Annotated in this window: 19 protein-coding genes and 1 pseudogene; 12 read left to right on the forward strand and 8 right to left on the reverse strand. The window is 65.7% G+C overall.

Annotated features, from left to right (window positions below):
* The gene (locus tag OG874_RS13300) at positions 1–1,620 is read right to left on the reverse strand and encodes a hypothetical protein (RefSeq protein WP_330255436.1); all 1,620 of its coding nucleotides are present in this window, start codon (positions 1,618–1,620) and stop codon (positions 1–3) included.
* A 309-nt stretch (positions 1,621–1,929) separates the two neighbouring features.
* Positions 1,930–2,967 carry a hypothetical protein gene (locus OG874_RS13305; protein WP_330255437.1) on the reverse strand — a complete coding sequence of 346 codons (1,038 nt, stop codon included), beginning with the start codon at positions 2,965–2,967 and terminating at the stop codon, positions 1,930–1,932.
* A 71-nt stretch (positions 2,968–3,038) separates the two neighbouring features.
* Between OG874_RS13305 and OG874_RS13310 the strand changes: the two genes are divergently transcribed.
* The 3 genes from OG874_RS13310 to OG874_RS13320 all read left to right on the forward strand — a co-directional run bounded on the left by OG874_RS13310 (position 3,039) and on the right by OG874_RS13320 (position 5,106).
* A complete protein-coding gene (locus OG874_RS13310; protein ID WP_330255438.1) occupies positions 3,039–3,467 on the forward strand; it encodes a MarR family winged helix-turn-helix transcriptional regulator in 429 nt (142 codons plus the stop codon).
* A gap of 77 nt (positions 3,468–3,544) precedes the next feature.
* Positions 3,545–4,624, forward strand: a complete 1,080-nt coding sequence (locus OG874_RS13315; RefSeq protein ID WP_330255439.1) for an NAD(P)H-dependent amine dehydrogenase family protein — start codon at positions 3,545–3,547, stop codon at positions 4,622–4,624.
* A complete protein-coding gene (locus OG874_RS13320) occupies positions 4,621–5,106 on the forward strand; it encodes a carboxymuconolactone decarboxylase family protein (RefSeq protein WP_330255440.1) in 486 nt (161 codons plus the stop codon). The genes OG874_RS13315 and OG874_RS13320 overlap by 4 nt, the downstream gene beginning before the upstream one ends.
* Before the next feature lie 9 nt (positions 5,107–5,115).
* Here OG874_RS13320 and OG874_RS13325 read toward each other — a convergent pair whose 3' ends face one another.
* Positions 5,116–5,805 (reverse strand): hypothetical protein, encoded by a 690-nt coding sequence (locus OG874_RS13325; RefSeq protein WP_330255441.1) that lies wholly within the window; start codon positions 5,803–5,805, stop codon positions 5,116–5,118.
* A gap of 96 nt (positions 5,806–5,901) precedes the next feature.
* Between OG874_RS13325 and OG874_RS13330 the strand changes: the two genes are divergently transcribed.
* Both OG874_RS13330 and OG874_RS13335 read left to right on the forward strand, forming a co-directional pair.
* On the forward strand, positions 5,902–6,195 hold the full coding sequence (locus OG874_RS13330; protein WP_330255442.1) for an ArsR/SmtB family transcription factor: 294 nt from the start codon (positions 5,902–5,904) through the stop codon (positions 6,193–6,195).
* Positions 6,195–6,584: a VOC family protein gene (locus OG874_RS13335; protein ID WP_330257281.1), complete on the forward strand. Its 390-nt coding sequence runs from the start codon at positions 6,195–6,197 to the stop codon at positions 6,582–6,584. The genes OG874_RS13330 and OG874_RS13335 overlap by 1 nt, the downstream gene beginning before the upstream one ends.
* A gap of 3 nt (positions 6,585–6,587) precedes the next feature.
* Here OG874_RS13335 and OG874_RS13340 read toward each other — a convergent pair whose 3' ends face one another.
* Both OG874_RS13340 and OG874_RS13345 read right to left on the reverse strand, forming a co-directional pair.
* On the reverse strand, positions 6,588–7,517 hold the full coding sequence (locus OG874_RS13340; RefSeq protein ID WP_330255443.1) for an LLM class flavin-dependent oxidoreductase: 930 nt from the start codon (positions 7,515–7,517) through the stop codon (positions 6,588–6,590).
* 57 nt (positions 7,518–7,574) lie between these two features.
* Complete coding sequence (locus OG874_RS13345; RefSeq protein WP_330255444.1) at positions 7,575–8,084, reverse strand: GtrA family protein; 510 nt, start codon at positions 8,082–8,084, stop codon at positions 7,575–7,577.
* Positions 8,085–8,558: 474 nt separating this feature from the next.
* Here OG874_RS13345 and OG874_RS13350 point away from each other — a divergent pair, with 474 nt between their 5' ends.
* The 4 genes from OG874_RS13350 to OG874_RS13365 all read left to right on the forward strand — a co-directional run bounded on the left by OG874_RS13350 (position 8,559) and on the right by OG874_RS13365 (position 11,705).
* Positions 8,559–8,762, forward strand: coding sequence for a hypothetical protein (locus OG874_RS13350; protein WP_330255445.1), 204 nt, complete (start codon positions 8,559–8,561; stop codon positions 8,760–8,762).
* Positions 8,763–8,886: 124 nt separating this feature from the next.
* Complete coding sequence (locus tag OG874_RS13355; RefSeq protein ID WP_330255446.1) at positions 8,887–9,414, forward strand: GNAT family N-acetyltransferase; 528 nt, start codon at positions 8,887–8,889, stop codon at positions 9,412–9,414.
* 103 nt (positions 9,415–9,517) lie between these two features.
* Positions 9,518–10,321 carry an aldose epimerase family protein gene (locus OG874_RS13360; RefSeq protein WP_330255447.1) on the forward strand — a complete coding sequence of 268 codons (804 nt, stop codon included), beginning with the start codon at positions 9,518–9,520 and terminating at the stop codon, positions 10,319–10,321.
* Positions 10,322–10,433: 112 nt separating this feature from the next.
* Positions 10,434–11,705 carry an IS256 family transposase gene (locus OG874_RS13365; RefSeq protein WP_330255448.1) on the forward strand — a complete coding sequence of 424 codons (1,272 nt, stop codon included), beginning with the start codon at positions 10,434–10,436 and terminating at the stop codon, positions 11,703–11,705.
* A gap of 195 nt (positions 11,706–11,900) precedes the next feature.
* Here the strand turns inward: OG874_RS13365 and dapA are convergent, their stop codons facing one another.
* Positions 11,901–12,794 (reverse strand): 4-hydroxy-tetrahydrodipicolinate synthase, encoded by an 894-nt coding sequence (gene dapA, locus OG874_RS13370; protein ID WP_330255449.1) that lies wholly within the window; start codon positions 12,792–12,794, stop codon positions 11,901–11,903.
* Positions 12,795–12,866: 72 nt separating this feature from the next.
* On the opposite strand from dapA, the gene OG874_RS13375 reads away from it, so the two are divergent.
* Entirely contained in the window at positions 12,867–13,766 is a 900-nt protein-coding gene (locus tag OG874_RS13375; RefSeq protein WP_330255450.1) for a LysR family transcriptional regulator, read from the forward strand.
* Between the two features lie 55 nt (positions 13,767–13,821).
* On the opposite strand, the gene OG874_RS13380 is transcribed toward OG874_RS13375, so the two are convergent.
* Positions 13,822–15,312 (reverse strand): carboxylesterase/lipase family protein, encoded by a 1,491-nt coding sequence (locus OG874_RS13380; RefSeq protein ID WP_330255451.1) that lies wholly within the window; start codon positions 15,310–15,312, stop codon positions 13,822–13,824.
* 218 nt (positions 15,313–15,530) lie between these two features.
* Here OG874_RS13380 and OG874_RS13385 point away from each other — a divergent pair, with 218 nt between their 5' ends.
* Positions 15,531–17,054 carry an FAD-dependent monooxygenase gene (locus tag OG874_RS13385; protein ID WP_330255452.1) on the forward strand — a complete coding sequence of 508 codons (1,524 nt, stop codon included), beginning with the start codon at positions 15,531–15,533 and terminating at the stop codon, positions 17,052–17,054.
* Positions 17,055–17,136: 82 nt separating this feature from the next.
* On the opposite strand, the gene OG874_RS13390 is transcribed toward OG874_RS13385, so the two are convergent.
* Positions 17,137–17,547, reverse strand: a complete 411-nt coding sequence (locus OG874_RS13390; RefSeq protein WP_330255453.1) for a nitroreductase family deazaflavin-dependent oxidoreductase — start codon at positions 17,545–17,547, stop codon at positions 17,137–17,139.
* Positions 17,548–17,676: 129 nt separating this feature from the next.
* Here OG874_RS13390 and OG874_RS13395 point away from each other — a divergent pair.
* A pseudogene (locus OG874_RS13395) lies at positions 17,677–17,973 on the forward strand (methyltransferase domain-containing protein); the annotation flags it as partial.
* Between the last annotated feature and the right edge of the window lie 97 nt (positions 17,974–18,070).

Genomic DNA, 18,070 nt, shown 5'->3' on the forward strand with positions numbered 1-18,070 from the left:
TCAGCTGGAATTGACCGATTGATCGGGTTCCGGCGAAGTCTCCTCCGCCGCGCACGCGCGCCACACCTCGGCCTCGGCATGATTGCCCTGACGCTGCAGAAGTTCGGCGAGCCCGACCATGGCACGAGATTCCCGCCGGTCGGCGGCGGCCCGCCACCAGTGTTCGGCATCGCCGACCTCGCCGCAGCGAAACCGGACCACACCGAGGTCGTAGGCCGCCCCCGCATGCCCGGCATCGGCCGCCTGCGCCCAGAGCCCGCAGGCCTGCTCCTCCTCACCACGTCTGAACATGGCGACGCCGAGATCGTAAAGCGCACCACGGTATCCGAGGTCCGCGTCCTCGGCCGACTGCGGTTCGATCTGCTGTCGGTCGAGCTGTGGCGGCGCGACCGAGGCGCGCACACTCGCTGATCCGGGCACCCACGCCGCCAGGAACCGATCCTGCGCGGAGTCGGCAGACGGCGTTCGGTGGGGTTCGGAGGGCTGCGTTCGTTCAGGATCCGCGGCTGCGAACGACTGATGGTCCAACTGTTGCGCTGGTAGTGCAGTGTGCCCGGGGTCCGCGGCTGGTGTTCGCCGCGGTTCTGGGACCGGAGACCGCGCGGGATGTGCAGAGTGCTCCGACTGTGGATAGGGCGTCCACGTGGGTTCCACGGCCGGACGTTGTTGTTGCTCTGACCGGGTGCGCTCGGGCTCGGCGGTTGCCGTGTGCGGTGGCTCCGGGAGCCGGGTCCACCCGGCGGGGGGCTGCTGTTGATCCAGTTGCTGCGGCTCCGACCTCCGAGGCTGCTCGGCTGTCGTCTGGTGCGGCGCTGAGAACTGAGCGAGTGCCGGGTTGGCGGTTGTTTGCTGCGGTGGCGGGAGCCTGGTCCATTGGGGGTCCAAGGCGGCGGGCTGCTGTGGCTCTGGGAACCGAACCGGCTCAGGGGTGGTGGATCGGATTCGGAGCGATTCGAGGGGTTGTGTCGCCTGCATGTCCGCGGACTGGGCCTGTTGACGCTCAGGCGATGGCGTCGACGGAAAGTTCGCGGGGGCCTGCACCGGATCAGGCGGTTGGATCGGCTGGGGCGGGGGTGCCGGTGGCGCGAAGGCTGGTGGCGCGGATACGGCGGGCACATTGGCGGTGTCGACTTCGACCACGAGGTTGGCGAAGTTCGGTGGGCCCTCGCCGACGCTGCACCAGAGCACGAGTCGGCCGGTCGGGGGTTGTTCGATGATGATGCCGTAGTTGCCGGTCCAGGATTTCTGCGCGCCGTAGCCATCCACCCACACCGGAGTAAGGGAGAACAGTGCGCCCGGGTCGGTGGGAATCACCTCGAAGGTGACGCCCGCGGCGAGCGCGTCGCTCCACACATCGACACCGGCGAGCAGTCTGCCGTCGATACCGATATGTCCATCGATCACCGACAGTCCGATGCCGTGCCCGCGCAGGCCCGCGGGCGGCGCCGCGGACAGCAGCGTCATGGTGACCAGGATCGGTGCGGGCCCGACCTGTTCGGTGTACATCGGATAGATGAGGCTGCCGTTCCAATTGATCGGGTCGGCGGATTGATAGCGGGCGGCCAGCGGTAGGTTGTCGGGCGAATTCTGGGCATACCAGTGCGAGTACGGCTGATTCATATCGCGCCCCGACTTTCCACCGATGCTTCCTCGCCCCTGTCTACGCGGTCCGGCCGGATATACCGTACTCGTCTCGGATTTGGTCGGCGCACCGATGCGGTGCGGCCCACACCAACTGCGCAGTATGTCCGGAGTTGTTTCGGGCGCAGGTATTTACATGTAACTCACGGTTACATGTAAATCAGGTCTTGCGGAATTGTGTGCCAGAGCGGCGATCTGTTTATCGTACTCGGTGCCGGGCCGCGCTGTGACGCGACCCCGAAATTCGGGGTCGCGTCCAACGTAATCCGCGAGACGAGTTCCCAAGCGTCAGACGCCGACCGCTTCTTCCATCTCCGCTGCGGCCTCGCCCGGTTGCCGCGACCGCACCGGGGCGGCCGGGGCAGGGGAGTTGCGCCGTTCGTGTCCGGCGGCCACCACCAGCAACACCGCACCGAGGGCCAGCCACCCGAACAGACTCGCGATCCGGCCGGCGAAACCCGCTCCGCCGTCGAAGTACAGCAGGCTGCGCGCACCCTCCACGAAACCGGCGCCGTTCCAGAACGCGTGCAGTGAACCGAAGAAGCCGCTCTGCAACTCGGGGCGGTAGATGCCGCCCGAGGTGGTGAAGTTGAGCATCACGAATAGCGCCATCAGCGCGAGGGTGGTCCAGCGCTTCAGGAAGGTGTGCAGGCCGATGCCGACGGTGATGATGCCCGCCGAGTACAGCCAGCCCATGGCCCAGATCGCCACGTAATCGTGGTCGATGATGTGGAAAACGGGTGCGGCGACGGCGATCCCGATGATACTGACGACGAGCGAGGTGACCAGACCGATCAGCGCGCGCACCCGCATCGACAGCCCGGCACCGGCCGCACCGATCGCGGCGACGCTGCCGTAGGAGCCGATGCTCAGCGCGACCAGTAGGAAGAACAGACCCTGCCCGGTCGGATCGCCGCTGGCGGTCGGGGCGATATTGGTGACCGTCATCGGCACACCCTGCTGTCCGGCGACCTGCCGGAACACCAGCTCGACGGCCATTGCCGTGGTATCGGAATTCGCCTTGGCCACCAGCAGTTCCGGATGTTGCGTGTCGGGAACATAAGCGCCGGAGAGTGTGCGGTCGCGCAACTGCGCGGTGGCCTCATCGCGCGAGGGCAGCGTGACCACCTCGAGTGCGTCGCCCGCCTTGTCCTTCATGGTCTGCGCCAGCACCATGTCCTGCGCGCTCGTGCCGACCACGGCCACCTTCAGGTGGTTGGGCTCGGGCTGATGGAACGCGCCCAGGTAGGCGAGCGCCATGCCGAGGCACATCAGCAGTGGGGTCAGCAGATGTCCGGCGACGTGCCGGAGCTGGTGCGAGCGCATGAGATCAACTCCTGATAGTTGGTAAATACAACTATTGCAGTTGTAACATACAACTGATGTATAGTGCAACTATGACTCCGGAACCGCGCACGTCGGCAATCCGCACCATCCAGCGCGAGCTGACTGCGTTCGCCCGGCGCGCCCGCGGCCGCGCGTCGGAGCTGCATCCGGAGTTATCGCTGGTCGCGTTCAGCATCCTGGATCTGGTCATCGAGCGTGACGGCTGCCAGGCCACCGATGTCGCGGATCATTTCGTCCTCGACAAATCCACGGTCAGCCGACAGGTGGGCGCGTTGGAGCGGCTGGGGTATCTGACCCGCGAGGTCGATCCGGATAACCGGCGCAACCACATCCTGCGGCCGACGGCGGATGGGCGACGGGTCGCGGGGGAGGCCGAGCGGCGGCGCCACCGCGAGTTCGCCGAGCGTCTGACGGGGTGGGACGATGCCGATATCCGGCGATTCGCCGAGTATCTGGTTCGCTATAACACCGCCAAGTGACACCGCGAATCCCATAGTCCCACTGTGTAATTGCGCTAATCCAGGTCACCAAACCAAGCGCTTGCTACGCTCACTCGATGATCCCCACGATCGTCTGGGGCACCGGCAATGTCGGCCGCGCGGCCATTCGCGCTGTCGTGGCCAACCCGGCGCTAGAGCTCACGGGCGTGCTCGTCCACAATCCCGATAAGGTCGGCCGCGACGCGGGCCCGCTGGCGGCGCTCGACTACGACCTCGGTGTCACCGCCACCGCCGATATCGAGGCCGCGCTCGCCGCTGGGCCGCGGGCGGTGGTGTACGCGGCCTCCGGCGATATCCGCCCGGACGACGCGCTCGCCGACATAGTCAGGGCGATCGAGGCGGGGGCGGTGGTCGTCACTCCCGCGCTCTACGCGCTCTACGATCCGCGCAGCGCTCCACCCGAGGTGCGCGATCCGGTGCTGGCCGCCATCGCGACGGGTGGCGGATCGCTGTTCGTCTCCGGTGTCGATCCCGGTTGGGGCAATGATGTGCTGCCGCTGCTGATGAGCGGACTCGGCAGCACGGTCGACGCGATCCGCTGTCAGGAGATCTTCGACTACACCACCTATGACCAACCCGATTCGGTCCGGTACCTGGTCGGTATGGGTCAGCCGATGGACTACCTGCCGCCGATGGTGGCGCCGGGTATACCAACCATGGTGTGGGGTGGCCAGATTCGGTTGCTGGCGCGGGCGCTGGGTGTCGAACTCGACGAGATCCGGGAAACCCTGGACCGGCGTGCGCTCGACGCCACGGTCGGCACCGCGCGGATGGGTGATTTCGAAGCGGGCACACAGGGTGCGGTGCGATTCGAGGTGCAGGGGATCGTCGAGGGTGAGCCTCGGATCGTCATCGAACACGTCACTCGGATCCATGCTTCCTGCGCCCCGGACTGGCCGATGCCGCCCGACGGCGAGGGCGCGCACCGCGTGATCATCGAGGGCCACCCGCGCATCGAGATCACCATCGAGGCCTCCGACGAAGACGGAAACCGTTCTGCCGGTGGCAATGCCACCGCGGTCGGGCGACTGGTCAATGCCATCGACTGGCTCGTCGACGCCGAACCCGCACTCTATGACGCGCTCGATGTCCCACTGCGCCCCGCAGTCGGCAAGCTCGGAAGGAAACAGCCATGATCATCGATATTCCCGAGGGCAAGGACCCGATCGGCTACGTGTGGGGCGAAATGGTGCCCGGTATCGGCCTGGCCGCCTCGAACTTCTCGTTATCGGTGTACTCGCATTCGACCCTCGGGCTGCGCGAATTCGAGGCGGCGCGACTGAAGATCGCTCAGATCAATGGCTGCATCTTCTGCCTGGACTGGCGCACCGAGCGCGACGGGCAGAAGGTGGAGCCGGAATTCGCGGACGCGGTGACCAATTGGCGCACTACCGAACTGTTCGACGAGCGAACTCGGCTGGCCGCGGAATACGCCGAGCGCTACGCCACCGACCACCACAATCTGGACGAAGAGTTCTGGGATCGCATGCGGGCGCAGTACAGCCAGACCGAGATCGTCGAGCTGAGTATGAGCATCGGGTCCTGGCTGGCGTTCGGCCGGCTCAATCACGTGCTCGGTCTGGATGCGGTGTGCGTATTGCCCGGACATTCGTCGTAGGCGAATAGCTCAGTCGCCCAAGGGCTCCCACTGGACCCGGTCGAGTCGGCTCCACTCGTCGCCGGCCCAGTCCCAGAGGAGCTGGGCGACCGTCGCGCCGTCGGTCATCGTGGTGCCCAGTCGTTGGCCGCGGAGCGGGTGGTGCAGTTCGAGGGTGTAGTCGCTGGGGGAGTTGCGGTGGGTCCGAATGAAACTGTCGGCGGCATTCCGTTTTTCCAGGATCAGGAATGGAGTGGCGACCAACAGATGAAGTTGCCGGACCCAGTCGAAAACATCGCGTTGGGTCAGCGAGGAATATCTGCGTTCACCGCCCATGTCGACCGAAACATAGCGACGAATTTCCGGGCTGGTCAAGGTATTCGTTCGCGCATCGTAGAGTTCGTACGGGAAACCAGTGATGAGCGCTTCGATGAACTCGCGAATGCGCGGCGCCGCGTAATCCATCGCGGATCCTCGGGTTCGGCGCCGGTCCACGCTGTCGGCGGCGGTTACCCGCACGGAATCTCCGGCGGCCTCGATCCGCAGCCTGGCGTGTGGTGCGGAGGCCGGAATTCGGCTGTTCCATCCGTGTAGTCCGGCAATGACCGTGCGGTACAGATCGTCATCCGCGGGCTGTCCGCGCCGCGATCGAAAGTAGGCAAGTACGTCCCCCGGCGATGCTGCCGCTCCCGCGGGCAACACCACGAACTCATAGCTCATTCACCCAATCTAGCTCGGGCTCTGCCATATTCGCCGCACGGCAATTCTAAGCGGCCGGACTTGATAGGCAAGTAGATACTTGCCTATAGTGAGTAGGTGAGCACCGGGGCGGCGGGCGGCGATGTCTTCAAAGCGTTGGCCGACCCAACGCGGCGCGCGATCCTCGACGAACTGGCCGATCGCGACGGTCAGACGTTGTTCGAGCTGTGCACCCGGCTCACCATGGGCCACCAGCTCACCTCGAGCAGGCAGGCGGTCTCGCAGCATCTGGACGTGCTGGCGGCCGCCGGTCTGGTGACCACGCGCCGGGACGGCCGGTACAAGTTCCACCATCTGAATCGAGAACCACTGCGGCGGCTCACCGACCGCTGGCTTCAGGAGGAATCATGATCCGCATCAACATCACGAGTGTGCTCGTCGACGACCAGGCCAAGGCGTTGCGCTTCTATACCGAGATCCTCGGCTTTGTGCGAAAGAACGATGTTCCGCTCGGTGAACATCGCTGGCTGACGGTCACGTCGTCGCAGGAACCGGACGGTGTCGAACTGTTGCTCGAGCCCGATGAGCATCCGGCGGCCGGGCCGTTCAAAAAGGCGCTGGTCGAGGATGGGATTCCGTTTACGTCGTTCGCTGTGGACGATCTGTACGCCGAGCACGAGCGCCTGCGGGGGCTCGGCGTGCGGTTCACCCAGGAGCCACTCGACCATGGGCCGGTGGTGACCGCGGTGCTGGACGACACGTGCGGCAACCTGATTCAGCTCGCCCAGCAGAAGGCCTGAGGTTCACGCCGCCTGGTGCGTGGGGAGCAGGGCGGCGGCGAGCAGGTCCAGTTGGCGGTCGGCGTCGAGTGAGCCGATGCGCAGCACCAGGTGTGCCGCACCGGCGTCGAGGTAGCGGCCGAGCCACTGGGCGCATTCTTCGGCCGACCCGCCGAAATAGGCTTGGATCATGGACATTTCGGCCAAGGAACGGCGGTAGTACTGGCGGACGTAGCCGTCTAGTTCGGCGCGTGCGGCGGCCGGGTTCGGGTTGATGTTGATGGTGGCATAGAGGCCGGGGGTGATAGGGCGAGTGGTCTTTTCTCGGATGCTGGTCCAGGCGCGGGCGTAGGCATCGGGATCCGGCAGGAAGGGCAGCCAGCCGTCGTAGTGTCGGGCCACCCGGTCCAGGACGCGCGGCGTGTCGCTGCTTGCCAGCCAGAGTGGGGGACCGGCCGGGCTCGCGGCGGGCAGCGTGCGGGACAGGTCGTCGAGTTTCCAGTAGCGGCCGTCGAAATCGGTTGCACCGGACCAGCTCTGCCGCCAGATGGCGACCGTCTCGTCGAGTCGGCCGACACGTTCGTCGAACTGCGCACCGAGAGTGGTGAATTCGTCGCGGCTCTCGGGCACCGGGAATCCCGCGCCGAGGCCGAGGATCAACCGGCCATCGCTGAGTTGGTCGACCGTGGCGGCGGTGTGCGCGCCGAGCAGTGGGTGACGCAAGGTCGCGGTGTACGCGGCGGTGCCGAGCTGTACCCGCGAGGTGGTCGCGGCGACCGCAGCCAACAGCGGCAGCGGATCGACCCTGGTTCGCGCCAGCGGGGAATCACCGATCCACACCGAGTCGAACCCGGCAGCCTCGGCGGCGCGCGCGAACCTGACCAATCCGGCGGCATCGTGGGCGCCGGTCATCCAGGTTTCACGGCTGGGTAGCAGGACGCCGATCTGTGTCATACCGGCGATCTTCGGTCCGTGCGAGGTTCGGGGTCAATTACCTCGAAGGTAAGGACGCTAACGCGGTTCGAGCTCGGATTCGACGAGATCGTCGGGGAAGGCATACCGGCGGAACGCCCAATACCGGAACGCCATCGCGAGCAGCACGCCGAGGATCTGGCCGGTAATGAAATTCGAGACGGCCTGGGTGACCGGACTGACATCCGGCACCCGGATATCGAGCACATACAGCGCAACCGCCTGTGGTAACAGGGTGACACCGATACCGAGCGCGCTGATGGCGAAGAACAGTGCGGCCTCGTGATGCCGTTCCCGGCCACCCCTGGTACGGAACGACCACTCCCGGTTGAGCACATACGACACGATGGTGGCGATCAGCACGCCGAGCACCCGCGCGGTGAGCGGCTTTTCGCCGAGCACGGTCAGTTTCAGCGCGTACACGATGCCGGTATCGATGAACCAGGTGATCCCGCCGACCACCGCGAACTTCAGCAGCTCACGGCGCTCGATCAGATACGAGCGATACGGCTCCGGAATGCGGTCCAGGACCGGCTGGACGAACGACACGCCCCGCACCTTATCCAGCAAATGCGCCACCTCACGTTTCCAACGGACAGTCCAACTGCCCTAACCCAAGCATGCCTGCGATCATCGCGCCACGTAAGGCGCCGTTACCTGCGCTCCACCCGCACCCACTGCGACGCCTGTCCGACCGCATCCACCGACTCATCCCCGCGCGAAATGGCCTCAGCGGCCCCTGCCGACAGCGGCACCTCCGGCAAAAACCGTCGCATCCCTCCGTAGGTTCGACCGCCACTACCTTGAGCCCCTCGCTCGACCCGAACGAACTCGCCTATCAAGCATCCAGCTTTCGAACATACTCAGTTGTCCCACGGCATCGGCCTCCGACGCTGCTCGACCGAATGACCGAATTGCGCTGAGCTACTACAGAATCCACGCGTCAGCGGTGATTACAGTTCGGAACGAGCGCGAAGGCGGATTTGATACCGTGACGGCTCATCTCAAAATGTGGAGGATCTCATGAGCCGTGCCATGCTGAAGGTCATTGCCGTCGGAGCGATCTCTCTGGCAATTGGTGTACAGCCCGCGATCGCGGCAGCCGTCCCGGACGTGATGCCGCTGGAACCGGCACTCACCGCCCGAACCGAGACGACAGCCCCTTTCGACCCCATCTGCCCTCTGTGCTTCCTGCGCGAACTGATCGAGAGCGGATCCTCCCGGTAATACCGCCCCGGGTTGGTGATGGCACGGCCCGGTCGCTGACTGGCAAAGGCGCTGAAGGCGACTGCGAAAACTGGCACCAGAATATTCCGTCGACAGGAATCCGCCTGCAGCCTTACCGTCGCCCATGTCCCAACGCCGAGTCACCGACAGCGTGCTCCTACGTACTCTCCGCGCTTCGGATGAGCGTGTCGTCCGCGCGGCACATGCGGCGATGGCGGATCACGGCTTCGACTTCGCACTCGGGCTCGATCCTGGAATGACTTGGCCGCAATACTTGTCGACCCGCGCAAACCGCCGCAGCGGTACCGACTTGCCACTGGGCATCGTCCCGGAGACTTATCTGGTCGCCACCCTCGGCGAACAGATCATCGGCAGAGCCGCGATCCGGCACAACCTCAACCCTGAGTTGGCGCGCCGTGGCGGCCACATCGGGTACGCGGTCCTGCGTCAATACCGCAGTCGCGGATATGGCACCGCGATCCTGCGCAACAGCATTCCCCTCGCCCACGAGCTCGGCATCAACCGAATCCTCGTCACCTGCGACGACACCAACGCCGCCTCCGCGCACATCATCGAGTCCTGCGGCGGCGCGCTCGATTCGATCGAGGCCTGGAACGACGGCAGGTTGATTCGTCGGTACTGGATCGGGTGAATTCGAACGCAATCGCGTGGGTGTTCGATGGTGTCGGTCATCGTTACCGGTCGCACCGTGGCACTGTGTCGTAGTGGACCAGTTCACCGCCGGAGGAGCGTTCATGGCTGATCAAGGCAATTCCACTGTTTCGCTGACTGCGGGGAAGGCGGAGCTGACCGTTGATCCGCAGAACGGCGGGCGGCTGACCAGCCTGCGGATCAGTGATCTGGAGCTGTTGCGGCAAGGGCCTCGCTATGGCGCGTTTCCGATGGTGCCGTGGTGTGGGCGGATGGAGCTTGGCCAGTTCCGCAATGGTGGCGCAGTCCACCAAATGCCCATCAACGCGGAACCACACGCCATCCATGGCACCGGCCGCGACGCGGCTTGGCGTGTAGTCAGCGTCGACGAATCGTCCGCCACATTGACCGTCGACCTTGCAGAACCGTGGCCCTATCCCGGCCGAGTCACCCAATTGATCGAACTCACCGAGGACTCGCTCACCCTCACCATGCGCGTCGAAACTACCGGACAGCCGTTCCCCGCGCAGGTCGGCTGGCACCCCTGGTTCCGCCGAAACCTCGACTCCGGCAACGAAATCCAGCTCGACTTCACCCCCGCCTGGCAAGAAGAACGCGGCGACAACTACCTCCCCACCGGCCGTCACATCACCCCGGAACCCGGCCCGTGGGACGACTGCTTCGGCATGCCCGACGGCACCACCGTCACCCTGACCTGGCCCCACGCGCTGGAACTGAAGATCACCAGTCCCGCCCAATGGGTGGTCGTCTTCGACGAAAAACCCGAAGCCGCCTGCGTGGAACCCCAATCCGGCCCACCCAACGGCCTCAACACCCACCCCCGCCCGGTAACCGCCGGCGACCCGCTGGAGCTCTCCACCACATGGAGTTGGCGTCTGCTCGACTAGTCCTTCCTGGAACCGACGCGTGAATGCCACCCCACCGGGACTGTCTGAGATCTTGTGGGCGGGACGGTGATCGGAGAGGCTGAGGCGGCCTGTCTCAGCGGAAGGGATCATCGTGTCGGAGGAGTCGACGCCGGCGGCCGGGGAGCGGTCGGCAGCGGACGGTCTGGATGTCCGGATCGCACAGGAATTGATCGATAAGGCGCGGAAAGAAGGGGTGTCGCTGGCCGGGCCAGGTGGTTTGCTGTCCCAGATCACGAAAACCGTTCTGGAGACGGCTTTGAATGCTGAAATGGACGAGCACCTCGGATATTCCAAGGGTGCGCAGCCGGTCCGTGGGGACGGGAATCACCGTAACGGGCGGTCGCAGAAGACGGTGCATACCGATGTCGGGTCGGTGCGGATCGATGTGCCGCGGGATCGTAATTCGGAATTCGAACCGAAGATGGTTCCGAAGCATTCCCGGCGGGTGGAGGGTTTCGACGAGTCGATCATCTCGTTGTATGCGAAAGGATTGACGACCGGAGAGATTCAGAAGCATCTGGCGGAGATCTATGATGTGGAGGTCTCGCGGGAGTTGATTTCGAAGATCACCGATAAGGTGGTCGATGAAATGAATGAATGGCAGTCACGGCCGTTGGAACGCGTGTATCCGGTGGTGCTGATCGATGCTATTTTCGTCAAGATCCGGGATGGTCGAGTGGTGAATCGGCCGGTCTACGTGGCGGTCGGTGTCACCTTGGCCGGTGAGCGGGACGTGCTGGGCCTGTGGGTCGGCACCGGCGGCGAGGGGGCTAAGCATTGGGCCGGTGTCCTCGGCGAACTGCGTAATCGCGGGGTCGCCGACGTCATGATCGTCTGCTGTGACGGGCTCAAGGGACTGCCCGAGACGATCAATGACACCTGGCCGTTGGCTGATGTCCAGCAGTGCGTGGTCCACCTCGTGCGGGCGAGCCTCAAATACAGCTCACGAAAATATTGGAGCCAGATCACCACAGAACTGCGCGCCATTTACACCGCACCCACGGTTGAGGCTGCCGAATCCCTTTTCGCTGAGTTCGCCGCTGAATGGGAGCCAAAATATCCGGCCATGATCGCTGTCTGGCGCAACAGCTGGGAGCAATTCACGCCGTTCCTCAGGTTCCCGGCACCGATTCGGAAACTCGTGTACACCACGAACGCGATCGAAAGCCTGAACGCCAGGTTCCGGCAAGCGACCCGACGGCGTGGACATTTCCCCAACGAGCAGGCCGCGCTCAAAGTACTCTATCTGGTCGTCAGGAACCCACTGAAAAACAGGCAAAATATCACTGGAAAGATCAGCGGATGGAAGGATATACTCAACACGCTCGCCCTGTTCTACGGTGAGCGAATAACCGGAAACTAGCAGGACAATTCACCGTTCTGCCCACAAAAATTCCGACACTCCCACCCCACCAGCCGTTTGTGGATGAGATGCGGATCGATGTCAGCCGGAGCGTGGCGGCGATTGTCGATCGGATTTATGAGGATGTTATCGGGGGTGGGTGAATCCAGCGGTGGTGCATAGCAATTGGAGACCAGGGGTGCACTGGGGTGCGGATCAGGCAGGGGTGGGGGTTTGGAGGTGGGTGAGGGTTTCGAGGGCGGCGGTGGTTGCCGAGGCGGAGGCGGAGAGGAGGGGGAGGCGGACGGTGGGGGTGGGGATGCGGCCTTGGGCGGCGAGGGCGGATTTGATGACTGCCGGGTTGGGTTCGGCGAAGAGAGCGGCGGCGAGGGGGGCCAGGCGGTGGGCGAGTTGGCGGGCTTCGGGGAGGGGGCCGTTGCGCCACAGGGTGATCAGGGTGGCGAAGGCGGAGGTTGCCAGGTGCGCGGAGGCGAGGATGGCGCCGGATGCGCCGAGGGCCAGGAGCGGGGCGGCGTGCAGGTCGTCGCCCGCTAGGACCGAGACCCCGGGTGGGAGGGTGCTCATCAGGGTGATGGTAGTGTCGTCGATGCCGCCGACGGCGTGTTTGAAGCCGATGATGTTGGGGGTGCGGGCGAGTTCGTGGAGGGTATCGGGGCTGAGTGTGCGTCCGGTGCGGTGCGGAACGTTGTAGACGATGAGGGGGATCGGGCTGGTGGCGGCCAACTGGCGGAAGTGGGCCAGGACGCCTGCTTCGGAGGGGCGGGTGTAGTACGGGACGACGGTGAGCGCGGCGGTGACGGTGGCACCGAGGGCGGCGAGAGCTTCGATCGAGGCGGCGGTGGAGTTCGTGCCGGCAGCGGCGATCAAGGGGGCGTTGCGTTCTCGGCAGACGGTGGCGCAGATGTCGAGGACGCGGCGGCGTTCTTCGGGGGTGAGGGTGGCGGTTTCGGCGGTGGTGCCCAGGGCGACGATGCCCGTGGCGCCGTCGTCGAGGACCTCGTGGGCCAGGCTCGCCAGCGCGTCGGCGGCCAGCTCGCCGCTGGCGGTGAAGGGCGTGATCAGGGGGACGAAGAGGCCGGTGAGCGTCATGATTCTCAGGATGTCGCGCGGCGATACTTCAGGTCCAGTTCACGTTTCTTCGGGTGAGCATAAGCTGAGCTGATGCTCGATGTTCGGAAGCTGCGGCTGTTGCGCGAACTGGCCCACCGTAAGACGATCGCGGCGGTCGCGCAGGCACTGTCCTATACGCCCTCGGCGGTCTCGCAACAGTTGGCCGCGCTGGAGCGGGAAGCCGGTGTGCCGCTGCTCGAGCGGACCGGGCGACGCGTCACGCTGACGCCCGCGGCACTCACGCTGGTCGATCACGCGGAGACGATTCTCGCGTCGCTCGAGCAGGCCACAGCCGACCTCGCCGCCTCTCGCGCCACACTCACCGGAACACTGCGCATCGGTGCCTTCCCGACGGCGGTCGCCACGGTGCTGTCCCCGGCCTTGGTCGCCCTCAGCCATGCCCACCCGCGACTGGAACTGCTGGTGACGGAGCTGGATCCGGCCACCGTCCCGGATGCGCTACGGACCGACAGCCTGGATGTCGCACTGGTCCAGGAATACGACTACGTGCCCGCGGAGCCCGATCCGGCCCTGGACACCGAACCACTCCTGGAGGAGACGATCTACCTGGCGGCCCTGACCGCCACCCCATTGCCCGAGCATCGCGATGGCTCCTGGATAGTCGGCACGCCCGGCACGCTCTGTCACACCATGACGATCCGAGCGTGTCAGGCCGCGGGATTCACACCGCGGATCCGCCACCACGTCGACGACTTCAGCACCGTCCTGGCTCTAGTGGCCGCCGGACAGGGCGTCGCGTTGGTTCCGGAACTCGGCGCACTCACCCCACCGCCGAACGTCGTGTTGACAGCACTGCCGACCCGACGCAAGACCCACCTCGCTTATCGGCGCGGCACCGGTGGTCATCCCGCCGTCGTCGCGGCCCGCGCAGCCCTTCGCTCCTCCGCCACAACCCTTTCCGCCACGCTCGCCCACCACCCGACTGGTTAAGACCAGGCTGATCGACAACCGGTGATCGGCGCAATCCCCAGGCACACGCACGCGCTTACGACACCGACTTCCGCAGCGCCGCCAATTCGTCCGCCCGCGGATTGCTCACGGGCGCCGATTTCGGACTATCGAAGATCTGCACCAACTGCGTATCCGACTCGTAGCGCGGCCACCCAGGATCACCGTGCTCGGCGAAAGCGACCCACGCCGAATGGATTTCGTCGGCCAGCGACTGCGGCGGGTTTGGCCCGGTCAGCGCGTGCGCACCGGCGAGCGCGTCGAAGACGAACGGCACCTCGAGTACGTGACAAGCACCGAGACCATCGATCCCCGACGGCCACGCGAACTCATACGCGTAGGTCGGTGCGCCCGCGGCGGCATTCGATCGTGCGAGGTGCAGAGTGTCGGACCGGAACGCTCGGTCGGTGATGATCGCGGCGAAGACGTCCGCGGGCGTCGCGGCCGGACGATTCGCACCGTAGATATCCGCGAGCGCGGGGTCGATGCCATAGCGAGTGAGGACGAAAGGCAATGTGTCCGCGGTGATCCCGGCAGCGATTCCGGTCGGAACCGTGAAGAACCGGAATTCCTCGGCAGTGCAGCCCACGATGAAGGGCACGGCCCGGTCGGGTTGCGCGGCAAGCACATCGACCGGCCTGTCCTCGAGCACCTCGCCATCGATCACCGGCAGCAGACTCATGATGCCCAACCCGTTGGCGATGATCGAGGCACCCCAGCGCGCGGGATCCGGATCGCTCATCAATTCGAGCGCGAGCGCGTCTTGCGCGATACGCAGCTGATCGGGCCCGAGGCGTCCGAAATCGTCCGCCGTATCGCTGATCCCGAGCCGACCAGCCAACTCACCGGCGAGTTTGCGGGCATCCTCGACCCGCACCGCCGCGGATCCGTTGCCGCTCTGCACAATCGCCTGCTGGAACAGCCCCTTGGACAGCGGCGAAGCCATCAGCGTCGCCACGCTCATCCCGCCCGCGGATTCACCGAATATCGTGACCCGGTTCGGATCCCCGCCGAAGGCTTCGATGTTCTCCCGCACCCACCGCAGCGCGAACAGTTGATCGTGCACTCCGCGATTGAGCGGCGCGTCCGCCACCGCCGCGAATCCGGAGATCCCGAGCCGATAGTTGATCGAAACCAGCACGACCCCATCGCGCGCGAACCCCGCGCCGTCGTAGATGGCCCTGGCGTTGGAACCACGAGTGTACGCACCGCCGTGAATCCACACCATGACCGGCAGCCCCGAGCCGCCGGGATCCGGCGTCCACACGTTGACGTTCAGATATTCATCGCCCGGTATCCCGTCACTGCCGATCAGCGCGTGGATCGGCGGGGCATAGGGCGACTGGACACAGGTCGCGCCATGGGTGAGCGCATCGCGCACACCCGGCCAGTCCGGCACTCGCGTCGGCAGCCGGAACCGCGCTGGTCCGACCGGCGCGGCCGCGTAGGGCACTCCGAGAAATGCGCTCACTCCGGCGGTCGTCCGGCCGCGAATCTTGCCGCCGGTGACGGAAACAATCGGTTCCATGAGACTCCTTCGTCCGACTCGATTGTCTACGCCCCGCCGCCGAAAGACCATGAAATCGAGCACGTCGCAGACCTAAGGCGCCTGTACCTCCAGCGGACCGCGCGGCGCTGTCGCGGACCGACCGCGAGATCGGCGCGGCCACCATCGGTTGGTTGGACGCAAGGCGCACGCAAGTCGACGCAAGACTGCCGCAATTGCCGGGCGGCAGAGTCGGGTTCATGAACGAGACATTCGATGTGGTCGTCGCCGGTGCCGGACCGGTCGGGCTCATACTGGCGTGCGAGCTGCGCCTCGGCGGCGCACAGGTGCTGGTCGTCGAACGGCTGACCGAACCCGATATGACCCTCAAGGCCGGTGCGATCAATGTGCCGACGGCGCAGGCCCTCTATCGCCGCGGGCTGCTGCCCGACCTGGTCGAACAGCAGAATGCGGTGGTCGAGCGCATCCGGGCCGCCGGCATGTTCCCGCCCGCACAGACGGGCAACCAGCGCTTGCCGATCGCCGGTCATTTCGCCGGCATCATGCTCAGCATGCCCGAGATCGACCGGGACGACCCGGTTTTCGCCGATCTCGGCCCGGCCGCCGAGGCGGTGCTGGTGCCCCAGCAGGGGATCGAAGCGATCCTGACCAGGCGTGCGGTCGAACTCGGGGTGCCGATTCGGCGCGGCGTCGAGCTGACCGACTTCGACGACGACGGCACCGGCGTCACCGTCCACTTCGGCGACAGCACGGTGCGCGCGGCCTGGCTGGTCGGCTGCGACGGCGGCCGCAGCACGGTCCGCAAACTGACCGGATTCGACTTCCCCGGTCTGGACCCGGAGATCACCGGACATCAGGCGATCGTCGAGATGACCGGCGCCGAGGCGCTGCAGCCGGGCTGGAATTGCACCGACACCGGAATCTATGTCAACGGCCCGACACCGGGACGGGTCCTGACCGTGGAGCTCGACGGCCCGCCCGCCGACCGCACCGCCCCGGTGACCGCGGCCGAGTTGCAGGCCAGCCTGCGCGCGGTATCGGGTGTGCCGGTGGAGATCACCGCCGTCCACTCCGCGACCCGGTTCACCGACAACACCCGCCAGGTCACCGAATACCGCAAGGGCCGGGTCCTGCTGGCCGGCGATGCGGCCCATGTGCATTCGCCGTTCGGCGGGCAGGGCCTCAACCTCGGCGTCGGCGACGCGGTCAACCTCGGCTGGAAACTGGCCGCCGTGGTGCGCGGCGTCGCGCGCGAATCCCTGCTCGACACCTACACCCTGGAACGGCATCCGGTGGGCGCGTGGGTGCTCGAGTGGACCCGCGCACAGATCGCGCTGATGCGACTCGACCAGCGCAGCAAGGCAATACGGGCCGTGGTCACCGATCTGCTCGCCACGCGGGAGGGCAGCACCGAGATCTTCAAGAAGATCTCCGGCGTCCTGCACCGCTACGACCTCGGCGCCGGACACGACCTCATCGGTGCGGCCACACCGGATATCGAGCTCTCCGACGGCAGTCGGCTCGGCGAGCACTTCGCCGATGGTCGGGCCGTCCTGTTGGATCTGGCCGATTCCACGGAACTCCGGGCGATCGTGGCCCCCTGGTCCGATCTCGTTCGCGTGGTGACAGCGAAACCGGTTGCGCCACGGGAGCTTTCCGCGCTGCTGGTCCGGCCGGACGGTTATGTGGCCTGGGCTGCGGATTTCGGCGCGCGTGACGGACTGAGCGACGCGCTGCGCCGCTGGTTCGGCGAGAAGTCCTGAGCAAACCGATATCCGGTTCAGCGCAGTGCTATCGGCCGGCCCGAACGCGGGGTCGGGCCGGCCGCATTCCCTCGCGCAGCCGCTACGCCGCCTGGCGATATAGCGCGAGTACCGGAATCAACCGGGATGTCTTCGCCTGGTACTCGCCGAAGCCAGGCATGATCTCGACCATCCGCGCGTACAGTTCGTCGCGCTCGGTGCCGATCACCACCTCGGCCTTCGCCGGGTAGCTCTCGGTGCCGATCTCCACGGTGAGCTCCGGATTCGCGCGCAGGTTGTGGTACCAGGCCGGATGCTTGTCGGCCCCACCATTGGAGGCGATGAGCACGATGCGCTCGCCGTCCGGGAGATACACCAGCGGGCTGGTGACCTGGCGGCCGGACTTGGCGCCGGTCGTCGTGATCAGCACCATCGGCGCGTCCTCGAACATGCCGCCGACCTTGCCTTCGTTGGCGCGGAACTCATTGATCACCTGCGCGTTGAAATCGTTCATTGCACTCCCATCCGTGTTTTCCGCACCAACCACCGCGCCGCGCTCGAAATTCCTGACCTCTTGCCCGAACCGGGACATCAGGAATACCGTACGTACGTACGGTTTGGTTGAATCGACTTGGAGCTGCCGATGTGGGATCCCAAGAAGTACCTGGCCTTCGATGACCATCGCTCGCGCCCGTTCTTCGATCTGCTGGGCCGCATCGCCGCCGAAAGTCCGCGCCGTGTCGTGGATCTCGGATGTGGACCAGGACATCTCACCGCATCGCTGGCCGAGCGGTGGCCCGGAGCGATTATCGAGGCTTCGGACTCCTCGCCCGAAATGGTCGCCGCGGCAAGGAGTCTCGGCATCGATGCCACGCTCGGCACGGTCGAGGATTGGCGTCCCGCGCCGGACGCCGATGTCGTCATCACCGTGGCTGCCGTTCCGCCGAATCTTCGCCGTAGCGCGGAAGACGGGCTGAGAGGGCAACGCCTTAACGCCTGGTTATACTTTCCGGCTATATCTCGGTGGTGTTCTCAGG

Source organism: Nocardia sp. NBC_00565 (genome assembly GCF_036345915.1).
GTDB lineage: Bacteria > Actinomycetota > Actinomycetes > Mycobacteriales > Mycobacteriaceae > Nocardia.